This is a genomic window from Bradyrhizobium sp. CB2312 (genome assembly GCF_029714425.1).
Lineage (GTDB): Bacteria > Pseudomonadota > Alphaproteobacteria > Rhizobiales > Xanthobacteraceae > Bradyrhizobium.
Genome location: NZ_CP121668.1, coordinates 2,178,117 through 2,194,198 on the forward strand (window position 1 = coordinate 2,178,117; position 16,082 = coordinate 2,194,198).

Sequence of the window (16,082 nt, forward strand, 5' to 3'; positions counted from 1 at the left end):
ATGATCGTCATGTGCTCACGCTGATTCGAAATGGCCTGAGGAACGGTCCGGTAACTGCTTTCGTTTCAGCTTGTAGCGGAACTCACGCGGAGAGGGATCATGTACAACGATTCTCTATTCAACGCTTTCGCTCGGTCGTTCGAGGCGAGAAGCCAGCACGACATGTCGATGGCGGAATATCTGGAATCGTGTCGAAGCGATCCCATGAAATACGCAAATGCGGCCGAGCGACTGCTAGCAGCGATCGGCGATCCGCAGACGATTGACACGGCCAAGGACCCACGCCTTGGCCGTATTTTTTTGAACCGCACCATCCGCACCTATCCGGCCTTCGCCGGCTTCTACGGTATGGAAGAAACCATCGAACGCATCGTCGGTTTCTTCCGGCACGCGGCGCAGGGCCTCGAAGAGCGCAAGCAGATCCTCTATCTGCTCGGTCCGGTCGGTGGCGGCAAGTCCTCGCTCGCCGAGCGGCTCAAGTCGCTGATGGAAGTGCAGCCGATCTACGTGCTCAAGGCCGGCGATGAGCTCTCGCCGGTGTTCGAGAGCCCGCTCAGCCTGTTCGATCCCGATCATCTCGGGCCGATGCTGGAGGAGAAATACGGCATTCCGCGCCGGCGTCTTACCGGTCTGATGAGCCCGTGGTGCTACAAGCGGCTGGAAGCCTTCGGCGGCGACATCTCACAGTTCAGAGTCGCAAAAATCCAGCCGTCGCGGCTGCGTCAGATCGCGGTCTCCAAGACCGAGCCTGGTGACGAGAACAACCAGGACATCTCCTCGCTGGTCGGCAAGGTCGATATCCGCAAGCTCGAGACCTACGCGCAGAACGATCCTGATGCCTACAGCTATTCCGGCGGCCTCAACCGCGCCAACCAGGGCATCCTCGAGTTCGTCGAGATGTTCAAGGCGCCGATCAAGATGCTGCACCCGCTGCTGACCGCGACGCAGGAGGGTAACTACATCGGCACCGAGAACATCGGCGCGATCCCGTTCACCGGCGTCATTCTCGCGCACTCCAACGAGGCGGAGTGGGCGAGCTTCAAGGCCAACAAGAACAACGAGGCCTTCATCGACCGCATCTGCGTGATCAAGGTGCCGTACGTGCTGCGGGTCACCGAAGAGCAGAAGATCTACGAGAAGCTGATCCAGGGGTCGGAGCTGGCGTCTGCGCCGTGCGCGCCGTCGACACTGGAAACGATGGCTCGGTTCTCGGTGATGTCGCGCCTGCGCAAGCACGAGAATTCCACGCTGTTCGGCAAGATGCGGGTCTATGACGGCGAGAGCCTGAAGGAATCCGATCCGAAGGCGCGCAGCGTCCAGGAATATCGCGACGCCGCCGGCGTCGACGAAGGCATGGACGGCGTCTCCACCCGCTTCGCCTTCAAGATCCTGGCTGCGACCTTCAACCATGACCCGCAGGAGGTCGCAGCCGATGCCGTGCACTTGATGTATGCGCTGGAGCAGTCGATCCGCCGCGAGCAGCTGCCGGAGGAAACCGAGAAACGTTACTTGGAGTTCATCAAGGCGGAGCTGGCACCGCGCTATGCCGAGTTCATCGGCAACGAGATCCAGAAGGCTTACCTCGAATCCTACTCGGATTACGGCCAGAACCTGTTCGACCGCTACGTCGACTACGCCGACGCCTGGATCGAGGACCAGGACTTCAAGGACCCCGACACCGGCCAGCTTCTTGATCGCGAACTGTTGAACCAGGAATTGACGAAAATCGAGAAGCCGGCCGGCATCGCCAACCCCAAGGACTTCCGCAACGAGGTGGTCAAGTTCTCGTTACGGGCCAGAGCACAGAATGCCGGCAAGAATCCGACCTGGACTTCCTACGAGAAGATTCGCGACGTGATCGAAAAGCGGATATTCTCTCAGGTCGAGGACCTGCTTCCGGTCATTTCCTTCGGGTCGAAGAAGGACGGCGAGACGGAGAAGAAGCACGGCGAGTTCGTGGCACGCATGGTGGAGCGCGGCTACACCGAGCGTCAGGTTCGCCGGCTCGTCGAATGGTACATGCGTGTGAAGCAGGCCGGTTGAGGCGGATGGGAACGTGGCCATTCATATTATTGACAGGCGCCTGAATCCGGGCGGCAAGAGCCTTGAGAACCGGCAGCGGTTCTTGCGTCGGGCAAAATCGCTGGTGCAGGGCGCCGTCAAGAAGACCTCGCAGGAACGCGACATCAAGGATGTCCTGGAGGGTGGTGAGGTCACGATTCCACTCGACGGCATGCACGAGCCGCGTTTCCGCCGCGAAGGCGGAACGCGCGACATGGTGTTGCCCGGCAACAAGAAGTTCATCGAGGGCGACTACCTCCAGCGCTCCGGCCAGGGCAGCGCCAAGGATTCGGGTCCTGGCGAGGGCGACAGCGAGGACGCCTTCCGCTTCGTGCTCTCCCGCGACGAGTTCGTCGATCTCTTCCTCGACGATCTCGAGCTGCCGGATCTCGCCAAGCGCAAGATCGCGCAGACCGAGAGCGAGGGCATCCAGCGCGCCGGCTACACCACGTCGGGCTCGCCCGCCAACATCTCGGTGAGCCGCACCGTGCAGCTCGCGCTCGCCCGCCGCATCGCGCTGCGCCGTCCGCGCAAGGGCGAGATCGAGGAGCTGGAGGCGGAGATTGCCGCCTGCACCGACGAGGACCTGCGGGCCGAGCTGATCGAGAGGCTGGACAAGCTCAAGGCGAAGTCCAAGCGCATTCCCTTCATCGACCCGCTCGACATCCGCTACCGCCGCTACGAGAAGGTGCCGCGGCCGGTCGCGCAAGCCGTGATGTTCTGCCTGATGGACGTGTCTGGGTCGATGTCCGAGCACATGAAGGATCTCGCCAAGCGCTTCTACATGCTGCTCTACGTGTTCCTGAAGCGGCGCTACAAGCATGTCGAGATCGTCTTCATCCGCCACACCGATCGCGCCGAGGAGGTCGACGAGCAGACCTTCTTCTACGGCCCGGCCTCCGGCGGCACGCTGGTCTCCAGCGCGCTGCAGGCGATGCACGAGATCGTGCGCGAGCGCTTCAATCCGGCGGACTGGAACATCTACGCCGCGCAGGCGTCCGACGGTGACAACTCCTATTCCGACGGCGAGCTCACCGGCATGCTGCTGACCGACAAGATCCTGCCGGTCTGCCAGTTCTTCGCCTATCTTGAGGTCGGGGAATCCGGCGGCAGCGCCTTCGATCTCTCCGACTCCTCGCTCTGGACCCTCTATGACCGCTTGCGCAACAGCGGCGCACCGCTCTCGATGCGCAAGGTCTCGGAGCGCAGCGAAATCTTCCCGGTGTTCCACGATCTGTTCCAGCGCCGCGATACTGCACAGGAGAAAGCCGCTCCATGACGGAACGCTTGTTCGAAGGCGCGGATTGGGACTTCCGCACCTTGCAGCGCATCACCGATGCCTGCGAGGAGGTGGCGCTGAAGGATCTCGGCCTCGACGTCTATCCGAACCAGATCGAGGTCATCACCGCCGAGCAGATGCTGGACGCCTACTCTTCGGTCGGCATGCCGCTGTTCTACAAGCACTGGTCGTTTGGCAAGCATTTCGCGTTTCACGAGGCGTCTTACCGCAAGGGCCTGATGGGGCTCGCCTATGAGATCGTGATCAACTCCTCGCCCTGCATCTCCTACCTCATGGAGGAGAACACGGCGACGATGCAGACGCTGGTGATCGCGCACGCCGCCTTCGGCCACAACCACTTCTTCAAGAACAATTATCTGTTCAAGCAGTGGACCGATGCCGAAGGCATCCTCGACTATCTCGACTTCGCCAAGAACTACGTCGCGACCTGCGAGGAGCGCTATGGCCGCATCGAGGTCGAGCGCACGCTGGACGCCGCCCATGCGCTGATGTCGCACGGCATCGACCGCTATCCCGGCAAGAAGAAGCTGGATTTGCGCGCCGAGGAGAAGCGGGCAGGGCGCCGCCGCCAGCACGAGGAAGAGGTCTTCAACGATCTCTGGCGCACCGTGCCGAAGGGCGCCGCCAAGAGCCGCTCGGCGCTCAGCATCGAGCGCCGCCGCAAGCTGCTCGGCCTCCCGCAGGAGAACCTGCTCTATTTCCTGGAGAAGAGCGCGCCGCGGCTCGCCCCCTGGCAGCGCGAGCTGTTGCGCATCGTCCGCCACATCGCGCAATATTTCTATCCGCAGAGCCAGACCAAGGTGATGAACGAGGGGACGGCGACCTACGTCCACTATCGCATCATGACCAAGCTGCACGAGCAGGGCCGCATCACCGACGGCAACTTCCTCGAATTCCTGGGATCGCACACCAACGTGGTGTTCCAGCCCGAATTCGACGACCCGCGCTTCTCCGGCTTCAACCCTTACGCGCTCGGCTTTGCCGTGATGCAGGACATCGAGCGCATCGTCACTAGGCCCGAGGACGAGGACCGCGAATGGTTCCCCGACATCGCCGGCAAGAACGACGTCATGGGCGTGCTCCGCGACGTCTGGGCCAATTACCGCGACGAAAGCTTCATCGGCCAATTCCTGAGCCCGAAGCTGATGCGGCAATTCCGCATGTTCCATCTGCACGACGATCCCGAGGAGCGCGCCGGCATCAGGGTCGATGCCATCCACGACGAGCGCGGCTTCCGCCGCGTCCGGCGCGAGCTGGCGCGGCAGCACGATGTCGGCTTCATCGATGCCAATATCGAGGTGGTCGACGTCGATCTCTCCGGCGACCGCCGGCTGATCCTGCATCACCACGTCATCAAGGGCTCGCAGCTCAACGAGACCGACGCCAAGCGCGTGCTCCAGCACCTCGCCGATCTCTGGACCTATGACGTCTCGCTGATCGAGGTCGATGCCAACGACAAGGTTTTGCGCGAATACGTCGTGAGCCCGCGCCCGATCCCGGCGGCGGTGGCCTGAGGCTATCTTTCACTGTGACACGATACTCGCGCACCGAAGGCGGTGCGCTCCCTCCCCCGCCTGCGGGGGAGGGTTGGGGAGAGGGTATCTCCGCAGTGGGAGTCCCCCAGAGGAGAGAACCCTCTCCCGGCGCGCGGGACGATGCTTCGCATCGCCCTGGACGCGCCGACCTCTCCCGCAAGCGGGAGAGGTTAAACACAGTCCGCGGCTGCTGAAGAGATCAAGTCGAAAGCTTCTTCGGCGGCTTCTTCTTGACCTTCGCCGCATTCAGCTCCACGGCCGCGCGGATCAGCGCCTTGAACGCCTTCTCGTTGATTTTTTCGCCCTCGCGAATATCGATCGCGCGCCGCACGTTGCCGTCGAGGCTGGAGTTGAACAGGCCGGCCGGGTCATCCAGCGCCGCGCCCTTGGCAAAGGTCAGCTTCACCACTTCCTTGTAGCTCTCGCCGGTACAGATGATGCCGTCATGCTCCCACACCGGCACGCCGCGCCATTTCCATTCCTCGACGACCTCAGGATCGGCCTCTTTGATCAGGCCGCGGATGCGCCCCAGCATCTCGCCGCGCCAGTCGCCGAGCTCCTTGATCCTGCCGTCGATGAGCTTCGCAGGCGAAGCTCCATCCACGTCCTTCGCGCTGCTCTTCTTTGCGGGCACGGCTTTCTTCATCATCTCGCCTCGTTCACGCGTTGCTGCGGCTGACATAGGGCAGCGCGAACAGATATAGCCCCGTCGCGAGCAGGGGGATCAGCGGGACGAATGCCATCAGTCCGATCCACGTGGCCTGAATCTGCATGGTCAGGGCAACAATGTTCGCGATCACCGCGATCGTGAAAGCCATCGACAGCCAGCGATGGATCTGCCGAACCCATTTATTCCCGTTCAATGAAACCTCCCTTGAGTTGATCGGATGAAGAGCAGCGACGGAGCTAGCCGGCCCGCGCCAGCAACTCGTCGAGCTTGTTGAAAAACTGCTTCCAGCCGGCATGTGCGCCGCCGAAAGCCTGCTTCTGCGTCGGGCTGAAGCCCGCCTGCTCGACGCGTAAGTGCGTGCCGGCGACCGTCGGCGTCAGCGTGAAGGTCACGATGCTTTTCAGATCGAACGCGGCGTCCTCATGCGAGAAATTCCAGGTGTAGGCGAGCGTCTTCTGCGGCTCGATGGTGAGCACCTCGCAGTCCAGCACGCCGCCCCATTCGCCGCGCAGATTGAATCTGTGACCGACCGTCGGCTTGAAATCGTTCTGCATCAGCCATTCCTCGATCAGATGCGGCTGCGTCAGCGCGCGCCAGAGACGCTCCACTGGGGCGGCAAATTCGCGCTCGACGACCACTGAGCGTTTCTCGGTCAATTGTTCGGTCATTGGTCCATCCTCTTCAGCAAATCATCCAGTGCATCGAGCCGGTTCTGCCAGAACCCAGCCATCTGGCTGGTCCAGTCGATCAGCGGATTGAGCGCGCCGGGCTGCGCGCTGTAATGGGTCTGGCGTCCCTCATGGCGGTCACGCACCAGGCCCGCCTGCTTCAGCGCGCCCAGATGTTTCGAGACCGCCGGCTGGGAAACGCCGGATCGCGCCGTCAGTGCCCCGACCGTCTGCTCGCCCTCGCGGCACAGCCGCTCGAAGATCGCCCGCCGGGTCGGATCGGCGAGCGTCCTGAACAGGAGGTCGTGGGCAGCGGACATGCGAAATCCATAACTCGGAGGTTATGGATTGACTCATAACCGTAGAGTTATGGGTAAGTCAAGCGCGATGGACATGGGTTGGGGGAGGGCGCCGCAGGCTTCTCTTACCTCTCCCGCTTGCGGGAGAGGTCGGCGCGTTCCGGGCGATGCGAAGCATCGTCCCGCGCGCCGGGTGAGGGCTCTTTCCTCTTGGGGATTGTCCCTGCGTGGAGACACCTCTCCCCAACCCTCCCCCCAGGCGAGGGAGGGGGCGCACCGATTTCGCGGCGGCCGAAGTGCTCAAGGCCGCAGGTAGAGATACCCCTGCGATTGCAGCTCGGCCAAACGAACCACGCCGCCCTTCTCCGCGATAACGAACCCGGGCAACAGCTCCGTGAGCGTCACGTTCTGCGCCTTCATCGTGTTGGCGCAGGCGGCAAGCTCGACGCCGTCCTTGGAGAATTCACCGACGCGCTTGCTGACGTCGGGATTGGCCTGCGCCGCGTGAAACGGTTTCAGCGCGGGACCGTGGACCACCAGCGCGATCGTCACGTGCTCGGGGCCGCCGACGCCATCGATATGGTTCTGGATGTTGCCGAGCACGAAATTGACCTTCTCGGCGTCGCTGAGGTGATAGACGACCTTGAGCTTGTTCGCCGATGGGGGCTCGGTCGCAGCCTTTGCTCGCGAGGTGCCGAGCGCTGCGCCCAAAGCCGAGACGGCGCTCCACAACATGTTCCGGCGGTTCATGGTGATTTCTTTCGACTAGGCCTGATTTCGCCGCACGGATATCACTTGTGGCGCAGCGCGGCGAGTTCCTTGCGGTCGGTCACCAGCGAGGCGCATTCGCTGGTGTCGGTGCGGTCGAGGCGGAAAATCCCGTCGTCGGCCTCGGCCTCCAGAGATCGCTCGGCCTCGTCGTCCGGCTTGTTGTGCAGCCAGACCCTGACCCGCGCGAGGCGCACGACGGCCGATCTATCGTCCTTCGACAGTGCGACGCCGATGCCGCCGCCCTCGCAGTCGACGCCGCAGCCGAGGCGGACCTCGTTGCCATCTTTCACGAACACGACGTGGTGGCAGTCGCCGCTGGAATCGAAATCGCCGCTGCGATGGCGGTAGCGGAAGCCGAGACGGAAGGAGTTGTGCAGCTCCTTGTCCTCCTTGTCCAACTCGGCCGAGACCAGCAGCTTCATCGTGGCGACCTTCTGCTTCGGATGCCGCGCCAGATGCTCGGCATCGTAGCGGCGGACGAAGCACGCGTAGGCCTTGTTGCTGGGGGCGCCTGCATAGATGCGCGCGTTGAAGCTTTCGGCCTCGGCCTTGCTCGCCTCGCGGATGTCGTCAGCCTCCTCGGCCCGGGCGGCGCCGGCCAAGGCGGCAAGGACAAGCGGAAGGACGAGGGCAAGCTTCATGATCGCACCAGACGCGTGGGCCGTGGCCCGCAGGGAGAGGGGCCGGTCGGCGGTTAGTCGCGGGCGGCGCGGGGCGCGTTCAAGCGGTTTCTGGCCCCTTCCTCGCGGGGAGCCTCGCGCAAGGTTCCAGTCTTAATAATCTAGAAGGAGGGGCGCTGATAAACCCCAGATTGTTGCAAATGCTGGTGGCGGTCAAAATGTCCGTAAGTCAGAACTTGCCCAATCTTGCGATCGGCTATTCCCTCGCGCGGCTGCTGAAGATATTGGCCGCCGGCGTGCTGATGACGCTCGTGTGTGCTGCGATCGCATTCAACTGGTTTCCGATCAAGACCCTCACGCCGTTCCAGATCACGGCCTGCTATGTCGGCCTCGCGTTGTTCGGCCTTGTCACCTTGCGGACGCTCTGGACGCTGCTCTTCGCCAGGGCGCCCGTCGTCTTCATCACCCGTGTCGGCATTCGCGACACCAGGATCGCCGACGACACCATCGCCTGGAGATCGGTGCGGGACATATCGGTCTGGCAATTCCGCAACCAGAAGATCGTGGTGCTCAAGCTTGATCCCCTTGTCGCCGACCGCTTCGACGTCGGCTTTCTCAAGCGCATCATCTCGATGATGAACCAGGCGGTCGGCGCCGAGGGCGTGCTGATCAATCCGAGTGGCCTGACCATGGACGGCGAGACGCTGCTGGAGACCTGCAAGCAATATTGGAAGGCCGGCCGCCTCGCTTATTCCGGCCGCGCCGCAGTTGAGCCCGAGCCGGTCAGCTAGTCCGGTCCGCAGCCGAGGCGGACCTCGTTGCCTTCTTTCACGAACACTGCGCGGTGGCAGTCGCCGCACGCATGACGCGCTCAGCTCGCATGCGCGCGCAGAGCGGAGCGAGGCCGCGTGGTTCCGCGCACGGCCTTAGTCGAACCTCGGGCGGGGAAGGTTCAATCGAGCTCTGGCCTTCACTCCGAGGGGAACTCGATGCCGCGCGCCTTCGACATTGTCCAAATTCGTCAATGTGATAGCGTTCACAGACGATTGCTTTCGGCAGTCTTAGGGTGGGGCCGCCTCTTGTAGTGTGTGGAGTCCCCGCGATGGGAGAAATTCGCGACTTCAGATCCGGCAATCGAGGGGAGCCGCCTCCGAGCGGGGCGCTGCCTCGGCGACTCGCTGCGATCATTGTCGGCGATATCGCGTCCTACAGCCGCTTGATGCAGGCTGACGAGGAGGGCACGCACGCCCGCGTCAAGCGGATCGAGCGGGATCTCATCATGCCCAGCATCGTCGAGCACCATGGAAGCCTGGTGAAGACGACCGGCGACGGCTTCATTGCGATTTTCGATAGTCCCGTCGAGGCTGTTCGATGCAGCATCGTCATCCAGCAAAATCTCGTCGGCCGCAACACTTCGCAGCCGAAGCATTCCCGGATCGAATACCGGATCGGCGTCAATCTCGGTGATGTCATCGTCGAGCCGGACGACATCTATGGCGACGGCGTCAACATCGCCACGCGCATCGAAGGCATTGCCGAGCCGGGCCAGGTCTACATCTCGGGGGCGATTTACGAGCAGATCAAGCACAAGGTGGTGTGCGGCTACGAGTCGCTCGGCGATCGCAAGGTCAAGAACATCACCGATCCGGTGCGAGTCTACCGCGTGCTGCCGGACGCAGACGCGGTCGGCAGAACGCGAAGCCGGCGCGAGAATGCCTTGATCTTTTTCCTCGGGATCAGCGTGCTGATCATCGCCGCCGGCGTACTTTGGTATCTGCTGTCCCAGCCGGCTGGCAGGCGGAACGAGCAGGCCGCCGCACCGACCGCCGCACCGACCGTCGCACCGACCGTCGCACCGACCGTCGCGCCGGCCGCATCTCCAAGCCCGCAGCCCGCTCCACGCGAAGCGGCGACGCAAACGCCGGAGCCGTCTCCCACCTTGGCTTCGGCACCTCCGCCGCCCTCGCCGGTACCCAGCCCATCGGCGATACCCGTCCGTGAACCCGAGATGATCGCCATTCGCGGCGGCAGCTTCGCCATGGGAAGCAATGATGATCCGACCGAACGTCCGGTCCACCAGGTCACGGTCAAGCCGTTTTCGATCGGCAAATATCCGGTGACCGTGCAGCAGTGGAACGAATGCGCCGCCGCGAAGGCGTGCGCCTTCACGGCCGTGGGCAAGGACGATGCGCCGGTCAGCAATGTCAGCTGGACCGATGCGCAGCAATATGTGGCCTATCTCTCCCAGGCGGCGAAGAAGCCGTACCGGCTTCCGAGCGAAGCCGAGTGGGAATATGCGGCGCGCGGCGGAACGCAGGGCAAGTATTGGTGGGGTGACAAGCTCCAGCCGGGCATGGCCGGGTGCAAGGATTGCGGTGATCTAGCAGCCGAGCAGCCGGCGAAGGTCGGCAGCTTCAAGCCCAATCCGTTCGGGCTGTACGACATGGGCGGCGCCATCGACCAGTGGGTCGAGGATTGCTGGCACAGAAGCTATCAGGGCGCGCCCGGCGACGGCTCGGCATGGACCGGCGGTGACTGCGCCTCGCATGTCCTGCGCTCGGGCTCCTGGAAGAACGATTCAAGATATGTGCGGCCGTCAAACCGCGATGGTTACGACACCAATGTCCGTTACCCAACGCACGGATTCCGTGTCGCGCTCAGTCCGTGATTGCCGGAGTAGATTTGATGAAGCTCATGTCCTGTGTCGCACTTGCGGCTGCGATCGCATTGCTCCCGGGTGCGGCGTACGCGCAGGGCAAGACCGCGCCTAAGGACGCCAAGGTCTATTTCATCACGCCGCGCGACGGGCAGAAGGTTCGCAGTGGATTTTGGGTCCGGTTCGGCTTGCGCAACATGGGCGTGACGCATGCCGGCGACGACTACCAGAACGCGGGTCATCACCACCTGCTGGTCGACGTCAACGACCCCATCGACCCCAAGGAGCCGATCCCGCAGGACAAGTCGCATCTGCATTTCGGCGCGGGGCAGACCGAAACCATGCTCGAACTCCCGCCCGGCACGCACACACTGCAATTGGTGTTGGGCGATGCGAAGCACTATCCGTTCGAACCGCCGGTCGTATCGGACAAGATCACGATACGTGTCCGGCAGCCTGTTTCCGGCAAGTAATCACCGCAGGCTGGCGTTGATCTTGTCCAGCACCGCCGAGCCTGGGCAGAGATCGTCGGCTTCCAGTGTGTTGAGCGGCGTCTCGACCGTGTTGAGATGCTCGTGCAGATCTTCCGCGTCGGGATCGACATAGAGAAGCCCGGTGACGATCTGGCCCTTGGCGGCGTGCCTGGCGAGGAAGGTCTGGGCGCCGAGCCTGTCGTGCGGATCGTAATCGGCGTCGATCTTGCGCAGCGCGATCTTGCTGCCGTCATGCTGCTCGACCATCTGCACCGTGCCCGGCGCGTAGTCGACCGCAATGGGATCGCGGCCAACCAGCACGTCGAGCCGGTTCACGGCGTCATTGTGCTCGCGGACATAGTCGAAGCTCTTGGTCGAGCCGGCATGGTTGTTGAAGGCGATGCAGGGGCTGATGACGTCGATGAAGGACGCGCCCTTGTGGCGGATCGCAGCCGCGATCAGCGGCACCAGCTGGGCCTTGTCGCCGGAGAACGAGCGCGCGACGAAGGTCGCCCCTAACTGCAGCGCGATCGCGACGAGGTCGATGGCGTTGTCGGTGTTGGTGACGCCCTTCTTGGACTTCGAGCCGCGGTCGGCGGTGGCCGAGAACTGGCCCTTGGTGAGGCCGTAGACGCCGTTGTTCTCGACGATATAGGTCATGTTGACGCCGCGTCGGATCGAATGCGCGAACTGGCCGAAGCCGATCGAGGCGGAATCGCCGTCGCCGGAGACGCCGAGATAGATCAGGTCGCGGTTGGCGAGATTGGCGCCGGTAAGCACGCTGGGCATGCGGCCGTGCACGGAGTTGAAGCCGTGCGAATTGCCGAGGAAATAGTCCGGCGTCTTCGACGAGCAGCCGATGCCGGAAATCTTTGCCACCCGATGCGGCTCGATCGAGAGCTCGTAGCAGGCCTCGATGATCGATGCCGTGATCGAGTCATGACCGCAGCCAGCGCACAGCGTCGAGATTTTGCCTTCGTAATCGCGATGCGTGTAGCCGAGCTCGTTCTTCTTGAGGCCCGGATGATGGAATTTCGGCTTGGCAATATAGGTCATGACCGTTTCTCTATGCCCCGACGTCTTCTATCGGCGAAAGTGGTGGAATAAGCCCCGTTGTATCCACGGCGTCATTGCGAGGAGCCCTTGCGACGAAGCAATCCAGAAATTGCTCCGCGGAGAGATTCTGGATTGCTTCGCTGCGCTCGCAATGACGATGTGGATACAGTTTGCCATCATGACACGGCCTTGCGGAGCGGGGTCACCTTGAGGTGATCCTGGTGATCGCCAATGGCTTTTGCGATGAAACGGGCAGTGATTGGGGTGCCGTCGTAATGCACGATGGGCACGAGCCGTACCGGATCGATGCCGTTCTCGTTGACGATGAGCTGGCGCAGCTGGCTGTCGCGGTTCTGCTCGACCACGTAGACGAAGTCGTGCTCGGCGAGGAAGCTCGCGACGCTGGAGTGGAACGGGAAGGCGCGGATGCGCAGGCGGTCGAGCTGATGCCCGCGCGCCTCCAGGAGGCCGATCGCCTCGTCCATCGCCGGCGAGGTCGAGCCGAAATAGATCACGCCATACTTGGTCGGCCGTTCCGCATTGGCCTGAAGCGGCCGCGGCACGAGGTCCTGCGCGGTCTCGAACTTGCGCACCAGACGCTGCATGTTGTCGGCATAAACAGGGCCTTCCTCGGAATAGCGCGCATAGCGGTCGCGCGAGGTGCCGCGGGTGAAGTAGGAGCCCTTGGTCGGATGCGTGCCGGGATAGGTGCGGTAGGGGATGCCGTCGCCGTCGACGTCGAGGTAGCGGCCGAAGTCGCGGCCTTCCTCCAGCATCTCCTCGGTCATCACCTTGCCGCGGTCGTATTGCCTTGCGTCGTCCCACTTCAGCGGCCGGCAGAGCCGGTGGTTCATCCCGATGTCGAGATCGAGCATCAGGAAGATCGTGGTCTGAAGCCGCTCGGCGAGATCGAATGCGGCGGCAGCGAACTCGAAAGCCTCGGCGGGATCTTCCGGAAACAGCAGCACATGCTTGGTGTCGCCGTGCGAAGCATAGGCGCAGGCGATGATGTCGCATTGCTGGGTGCGGGTCGGCATGCCCGTCGAGGGCCCGGCGCGCTGGATGTTCATGATCACCGCCGGGATCTCGGCGAAGTAGGAGAGGCCGATAAACTCGGTCATCAGCGAGATGCCGGGGCCCGAGGTCGCGGTGAAGGCGCGGGCGCCGTTCCAGGACGCGCCGATGACGATGCCGATCGAGGCCAGCTCGTCCTCGCCCTGCACGATGGCGTATTTCGCCTTGCCGGTCTCGGGGTCGTGCCGGTACTTCTTGCAATGGGCGGTGAACGCTTCCGCCACCGACGAGGACGGCGTGATCGGATACCACGCGCACACCGTGGCGCCGCCATAGACAGCGCCGAGCGCGGCAGCGCTGTTGCCCTCGATGAAGATGCGGTCGCCGACCTTGTCGGATTTCTTTACCCGCAGCCCAATCGGGCATTTCAAATTCTGCAGCGCCCAGTCGCGGCCGAGATGCAGCGCATGGACGTTGGAGGAGAGCAGCTTCTCCTTGCCTTTGTACTGCTCGCCGATCAGCTGCTCGATCAGCTTCGGGTCCATGTCGAGCAACGCCGAGAGGCTGCCGAGATAGATGATGTTCTTGAACAGCTGGCGCTGGCGCGGATCGGTATAGGTCGAGTTGGTGATCGCGGTGAGCGGTACACCGATCACGGTGATGTCGTCGCGGAATTTGGTCGACGGCATCGGCTTGGTGGAATCGTAGAACAGGTAGCCGCCCGGCTCGATGCCGGCGACGTCCTTGTCCCAGGTCTGCGGGTTCATCGCCACCATCAAGTCGACGCCGCCGCGGGCGCCGAGATGGCCGTCTTCCGTCACCCGCACCTCGTACCAGGTCGGCAGGCCCTGGATGTTGGAGGGGAAGATGTTGCGTGGGGAGACCGGCACGCCATGGCGCAGGATCGCACGCGCGAACATCTCGTTGGCGCTGGCCGAGCCCGAGCCGTTGACGTTGGCGAAGCGGACGACGAAGTCGTTTACGCTGCTGATCGGCTTTTTGTCGGGCATGATGATCCTGCGTAAGTCATCTCGATGAAATATTTCTGCATGTCCCAGGCGCCGGTGGGGCAACGCTCGGCGCACAGCCCGCAATGTAGGCAGACGTCCTCGTCCTTCACCATCACGCGCCCGGTCTTGAGATCGGAGGAGACGTAGAGGTCCTGGTCCGCGTGCGGCGAGGGCGCCTTCAGGCGCTGGCGCAGGTCGCTCTCCTCTCCATTATCAGTGAAGGTGATGCAATCCATCGGGCAGATGTCGGCGCAAGCATCGCACTCGATGCAGAGCGAGGTCGAGAACACGGTCTGCACGTCGCAGTTCAGGCAGCGCTCGGCTTCGCCCAGCGCCAGCTTGACGTCGTAGCCGAGCTCGACCTCGGCGCGGATGTCCTTCAGCGCGACGACCTTGTCGCGATGCGGCACCTTGAAGCGCTTGTCGTTGGAGATGTCGTTGTCATAGCTCCATTCGTGGATGCCCATCTTCTGTGAGGAGACCTGCACCTCCGGCAGCGGCCTTTCGGTGATGTCCTCGCCCGACAGCATCTTGTGGATCGACAAAGCGGCGTCATGGCCGTGCGCCACCGCCCAGATGATGTTCTTGGGCCCGAACGCGGCGTCGCCGCCGAAGAAGACCTTCAGATTGGTCGAGGCGAACGTCTTCTGATCGACCTTCGGCATGTGCCATTTGTCGAACTCGATGCCGCAATCCTGCTCGATCCAGGGGAAGGCGTTCTCCTGGCCGACCGCGACCAGCACGTCGTCGCAGGGAATGGTCTGATCGGGATCGCCCGAAGGCACCAGATTGCGACGGCCTTTTGCGTCATATTCGGCTTTGACGTGCTGGAAGGTGACGCCGATGAGCTTGCCGGCGACATGCTTGAATGCCACCGGCACCATGTAGTTGAGGATCGGGATGTCCTCGTGGATCGCGTCTTCCTTCTCCCAGGGCGAGGCCTTCATCTCCTCGAAGCCGGAACGCACGACCACCGTGACTTTCTCGCCGCCGAGCCGGCGCGCGGTGCGGCAGCAATCCATTGCGGTGTTGCCGCCGCCGAGCACGATGACGCGTTTGCCGATCTTGTCGGTATGGCCGAACGACACATTGGCCAGCCATTCGATGCCGATGTGGATGTTGGCGGCGGCCTCTTTCCGGCCGGGGATGTCGAGCTCGCGGCCGCGCGGGGCGCCGGAGCCGACGAAGATCGCGTCGTACTTCTCGGCGAGCAGCGCCTTCATGCTCTCGATGCGGTGACCGCCCTTGAACTCGACGCCGAGACCCAGGATGTAGCCGGTCTCTTCGTCGATGACGGAATTGGGCAGGCGGAATTTCGGGATCTGCGTGCGCATCATGCCGCCGGCTTCCGGATCGGCATCGAACACCGTGCAGTGATAGCCGAGCGGGGCAAGATCGCGCGCGACGGTCAGCGAGGCCGGGCCGCCGCCGACCAGCGCGACGCGCTTGCCGTTCTTCGGCGAGGGCTTCGGCAGGCGCTGCTTGATGTCGTCCTTGAAGTCGGCGGCAACGCGCTTGAGGCGGCAGATCGCGACGGGATTTTCCTCGACGCGTCCGCGCCGGCACGCCGGCTCGCATGGACGATCGCAGGTGCGTCCCAGGATGCCGGGAAACACGTTCGATTGCCAATTGATCATGTAGGCGTCGCTGTAGCGGCCTTGTGCGATCAGTCGGATGTATTCGGGAACCGGGGTGTGCGCAGGACAGGCCCACTGGCAATCGACCACTTTGTGAAAGTAGTCGGGGGCCGCGATATCGGTCGGTTTCATTCCTACCCTGTCCGCGCAGGCTCAAAGGACCCGGCGGCCTCTTCTTGAGCTTGGCGAACGCTTAACGCGCGTCGATCTGGTTTCTGAATGACGTCATTGGGTTAGCTTATTAGAACCGGTCCGAAGTACAACGGCAAATTTGCGCGCTTCCCCGCTTTCATGGGAGCTGCGCGCGCACAG

15 protein-coding genes are annotated in these 16,082 nt (G+C 63.0%); 6 read left to right on the plus strand and 9 right to left on the minus strand.

Annotated features, from left to right (window positions below; genetic code table 11):
- The first annotated feature begins 99 nt into the window (after positions 1 to 99).
- The 3 genes from QA642_RS10320 to QA642_RS10330 are packed head-to-tail and all read left to right on the plus strand — an operon-like array spanning position 100 to position 4,875.
- Positions 100 to 2,043 (plus strand): PrkA family serine protein kinase, encoded by a 1,944-nt coding sequence (locus QA642_RS10320; RefSeq protein ID WP_211404878.1) that lies wholly within the window; start codon positions 100 to 102, stop codon positions 2,041 to 2,043.
- Positions 2,044 to 2,062: 19 nt separating this feature from the next.
- Positions 2,063 to 3,340 (plus strand): YeaH/YhbH family protein, encoded by a 1,278-nt coding sequence (locus QA642_RS10325; protein WP_283086848.1) that lies wholly within the window; start codon positions 2,063 to 2,065, stop codon positions 3,338 to 3,340.
- On the plus strand, positions 3,337 to 4,875 hold the full coding sequence (locus QA642_RS10330) for a SpoVR family protein (RefSeq protein ID WP_027560789.1): 1,539 nt from the start codon (positions 3,337 to 3,339) through the stop codon (positions 4,873 to 4,875). The genes QA642_RS10325 and QA642_RS10330 overlap by 4 nt, the downstream gene beginning before the upstream one ends.
- Positions 4,876 to 5,095: 220 nt before the next feature.
- Here the strand turns inward: QA642_RS10330 and QA642_RS10335 are convergent, their stop codons facing one another.
- The 6 genes from QA642_RS10335 to QA642_RS10360 form a co-directional block, all read right to left on the minus strand.
- Positions 5,096 to 5,542 carry a DUF1801 domain-containing protein gene (locus QA642_RS10335; RefSeq protein ID WP_283086849.1) on the minus strand — a complete coding sequence of 149 codons (447 nt, stop codon included), beginning with the start codon at positions 5,540 to 5,542 and terminating at the stop codon, positions 5,096 to 5,098.
- A gap of 13 nt (positions 5,543 to 5,555) precedes the next feature.
- Positions 5,556 to 5,759 carry a hypothetical protein gene (locus QA642_RS10340; RefSeq protein WP_283084561.1) on the minus strand — a complete coding sequence of 68 codons (204 nt, stop codon included), beginning with the start codon at positions 5,757 to 5,759 and terminating at the stop codon, positions 5,556 to 5,558.
- Positions 5,760 to 5,802: 43 nt separating this feature from the next.
- On the minus strand, positions 5,803 to 6,234 hold the full coding sequence (locus tag QA642_RS10345; protein WP_283084562.1) for an SRPBCC domain-containing protein: 432 nt from the start codon (positions 6,232 to 6,234) through the stop codon (positions 5,803 to 5,805).
- Positions 6,231 to 6,554 carry a metalloregulator ArsR/SmtB family transcription factor gene (locus QA642_RS10350; RefSeq protein ID WP_074120355.1) on the minus strand — a complete coding sequence of 108 codons (324 nt, stop codon included), beginning with the start codon at positions 6,552 to 6,554 and terminating at the stop codon, positions 6,231 to 6,233. Before QA642_RS10350 ends, QA642_RS10345 begins: the two co-directional genes overlap by 4 nt.
- Before the next feature lie 279 nt (positions 6,555 to 6,833).
- Entirely contained in the window at positions 6,834 to 7,283 is a 450-nt protein-coding gene (locus QA642_RS10355; protein ID WP_283084563.1) for a DsrE family protein, read from the minus strand.
- A 41-nt stretch (positions 7,284 to 7,324) separates the two neighbouring features.
- Positions 7,325 to 7,945: a hypothetical protein gene (locus QA642_RS10360; RefSeq protein WP_283084564.1), complete on the minus strand. Its 621-nt coding sequence runs from the start codon at positions 7,943 to 7,945 to the stop codon at positions 7,325 to 7,327.
- Between the two features lie 197 nt (positions 7,946 to 8,142).
- Here QA642_RS10360 and QA642_RS10365 point away from each other — a divergent pair, with 197 nt between their 5' ends.
- The 3 genes from QA642_RS10365 (at position 8,143) to QA642_RS10375 (ending at position 11,053) form a co-directional block, all read left to right on the plus strand.
- The gene (locus QA642_RS10365; RefSeq protein WP_283084565.1) at positions 8,143 to 8,715 is read left to right on the plus strand and encodes an STM3941 family protein; all 573 of its coding nucleotides are present in this window, start codon (positions 8,143 to 8,145) and stop codon (positions 8,713 to 8,715) included.
- Positions 8,716 to 9,026: 311 nt separating this feature from the next.
- Complete coding sequence (locus tag QA642_RS10370; RefSeq protein WP_283084566.1) at positions 9,027 to 10,592, plus strand: SUMF1/EgtB/PvdO family nonheme iron enzyme; 1,566 nt, start codon at positions 9,027 to 9,029, stop codon at positions 10,590 to 10,592.
- A gap of 17 nt (positions 10,593 to 10,609) precedes the next feature.
- The gene (locus QA642_RS10375) at positions 10,610 to 11,053 is read left to right on the plus strand and encodes a DUF4399 domain-containing protein (RefSeq protein ID WP_283084567.1); all 444 of its coding nucleotides are present in this window, start codon (positions 10,610 to 10,612) and stop codon (positions 11,051 to 11,053) included.
- Here the strand turns inward: QA642_RS10375 and QA642_RS10380 are convergent, their stop codons facing one another.
- From QA642_RS10380 to QA642_RS10390, 3 genes are all read right to left on the minus strand, one after another.
- A complete protein-coding gene (locus QA642_RS10380; RefSeq protein ID WP_283084568.1) occupies positions 11,054 to 12,109 on the minus strand; it encodes a 2-oxoacid:ferredoxin oxidoreductase subunit beta in 1,056 nt (351 codons plus the stop codon).
- Positions 12,110 to 12,285: 176 nt separating this feature from the next.
- The gene (locus QA642_RS10385) at positions 12,286 to 14,133 is read right to left on the minus strand and encodes a 2-oxoacid:acceptor oxidoreductase subunit alpha (RefSeq protein ID WP_283084569.1); all 1,848 of its coding nucleotides are present in this window, start codon (positions 14,131 to 14,133) and stop codon (positions 12,286 to 12,288) included.
- Positions 14,103 to 15,902: an FAD-dependent oxidoreductase gene (locus QA642_RS10390; protein WP_283084570.1), complete on the minus strand. Its 1,800-nt coding sequence runs from the start codon at positions 15,900 to 15,902 to the stop codon at positions 14,103 to 14,105. Before QA642_RS10390 ends, QA642_RS10385 begins: the two co-directional genes overlap by 31 nt.
- Positions 15,903 to 16,082 lie beyond the last annotated feature (180 nt).

Bases quoted from the DNA above. Each gene is read 5' to 3' on its own strand.
- QA642_RS10320 (WP_211404878.1), top strand. From the start codon at position 100: ATGTACAACGATTCTCTATTCAACGCTTTCGCTCGGTCGTTCGAGGCG.
- QA642_RS10330 (WP_027560789.1), top strand. From the start codon at position 3,337: ATGACGGAACGCTTGTTCGAAGGCGCGGATTGGGACTTCCGCACCTTG.
- QA642_RS10335 (WP_283086849.1), bottom strand. From the start codon at position 5,542: ATGAAGAAAGCCGTGCCCGCAAAGAAGAGCAGCGCGAAGGACGTGGAT.
- QA642_RS10345 (WP_283084562.1), bottom strand. From the start codon at position 6,234: ATGACCGAACAATTGACCGAGAAACGCTCAGTGGTCGTCGAGCGCGAA.
- QA642_RS10350 (WP_074120355.1), bottom strand. From the start codon at position 6,554: ATGTCCGCTGCCCACGACCTCCTGTTCAGGACGCTCGCCGATCCGACC.
- QA642_RS10355 (WP_283084563.1), bottom strand. From the start codon at position 7,283: ATGAACCGCCGGAACATGTTGTGGAGCGCCGTCTCGGCTTTGGGCGCA.
- QA642_RS10360 (WP_283084564.1), bottom strand. From the start codon at position 7,945: ATGAAGCTTGCCCTCGTCCTTCCGCTTGTCCTTGCCGCCTTGGCCGGC.
- QA642_RS10365 (WP_283084565.1), top strand. From the start codon at position 8,143: ATGTCCGTAAGTCAGAACTTGCCCAATCTTGCGATCGGCTATTCCCTC.
- QA642_RS10370 (WP_283084566.1), top strand. From the start codon at position 9,027: ATGGGAGAAATTCGCGACTTCAGATCCGGCAATCGAGGGGAGCCGCCT.
- QA642_RS10375 (WP_283084567.1), top strand. From the start codon at position 10,610: ATGAAGCTCATGTCCTGTGTCGCACTTGCGGCTGCGATCGCATTGCTC.
- QA642_RS10380 (WP_283084568.1), bottom strand. From the start codon at position 12,109: ATGACCTATATTGCCAAGCCGAAATTCCATCATCCGGGCCTCAAGAAG.
- QA642_RS10385 (WP_283084569.1), bottom strand. From the start codon at position 14,133: ATGCCCGACAAAAAGCCGATCAGCAGCGTAAACGACTTCGTCGTCCGC.
- QA642_RS10390 (WP_283084570.1), bottom strand. From the start codon at position 15,902: ATGAAACCGACCGATATCGCGGCCCCCGACTACTTTCACAAAGTGGTC.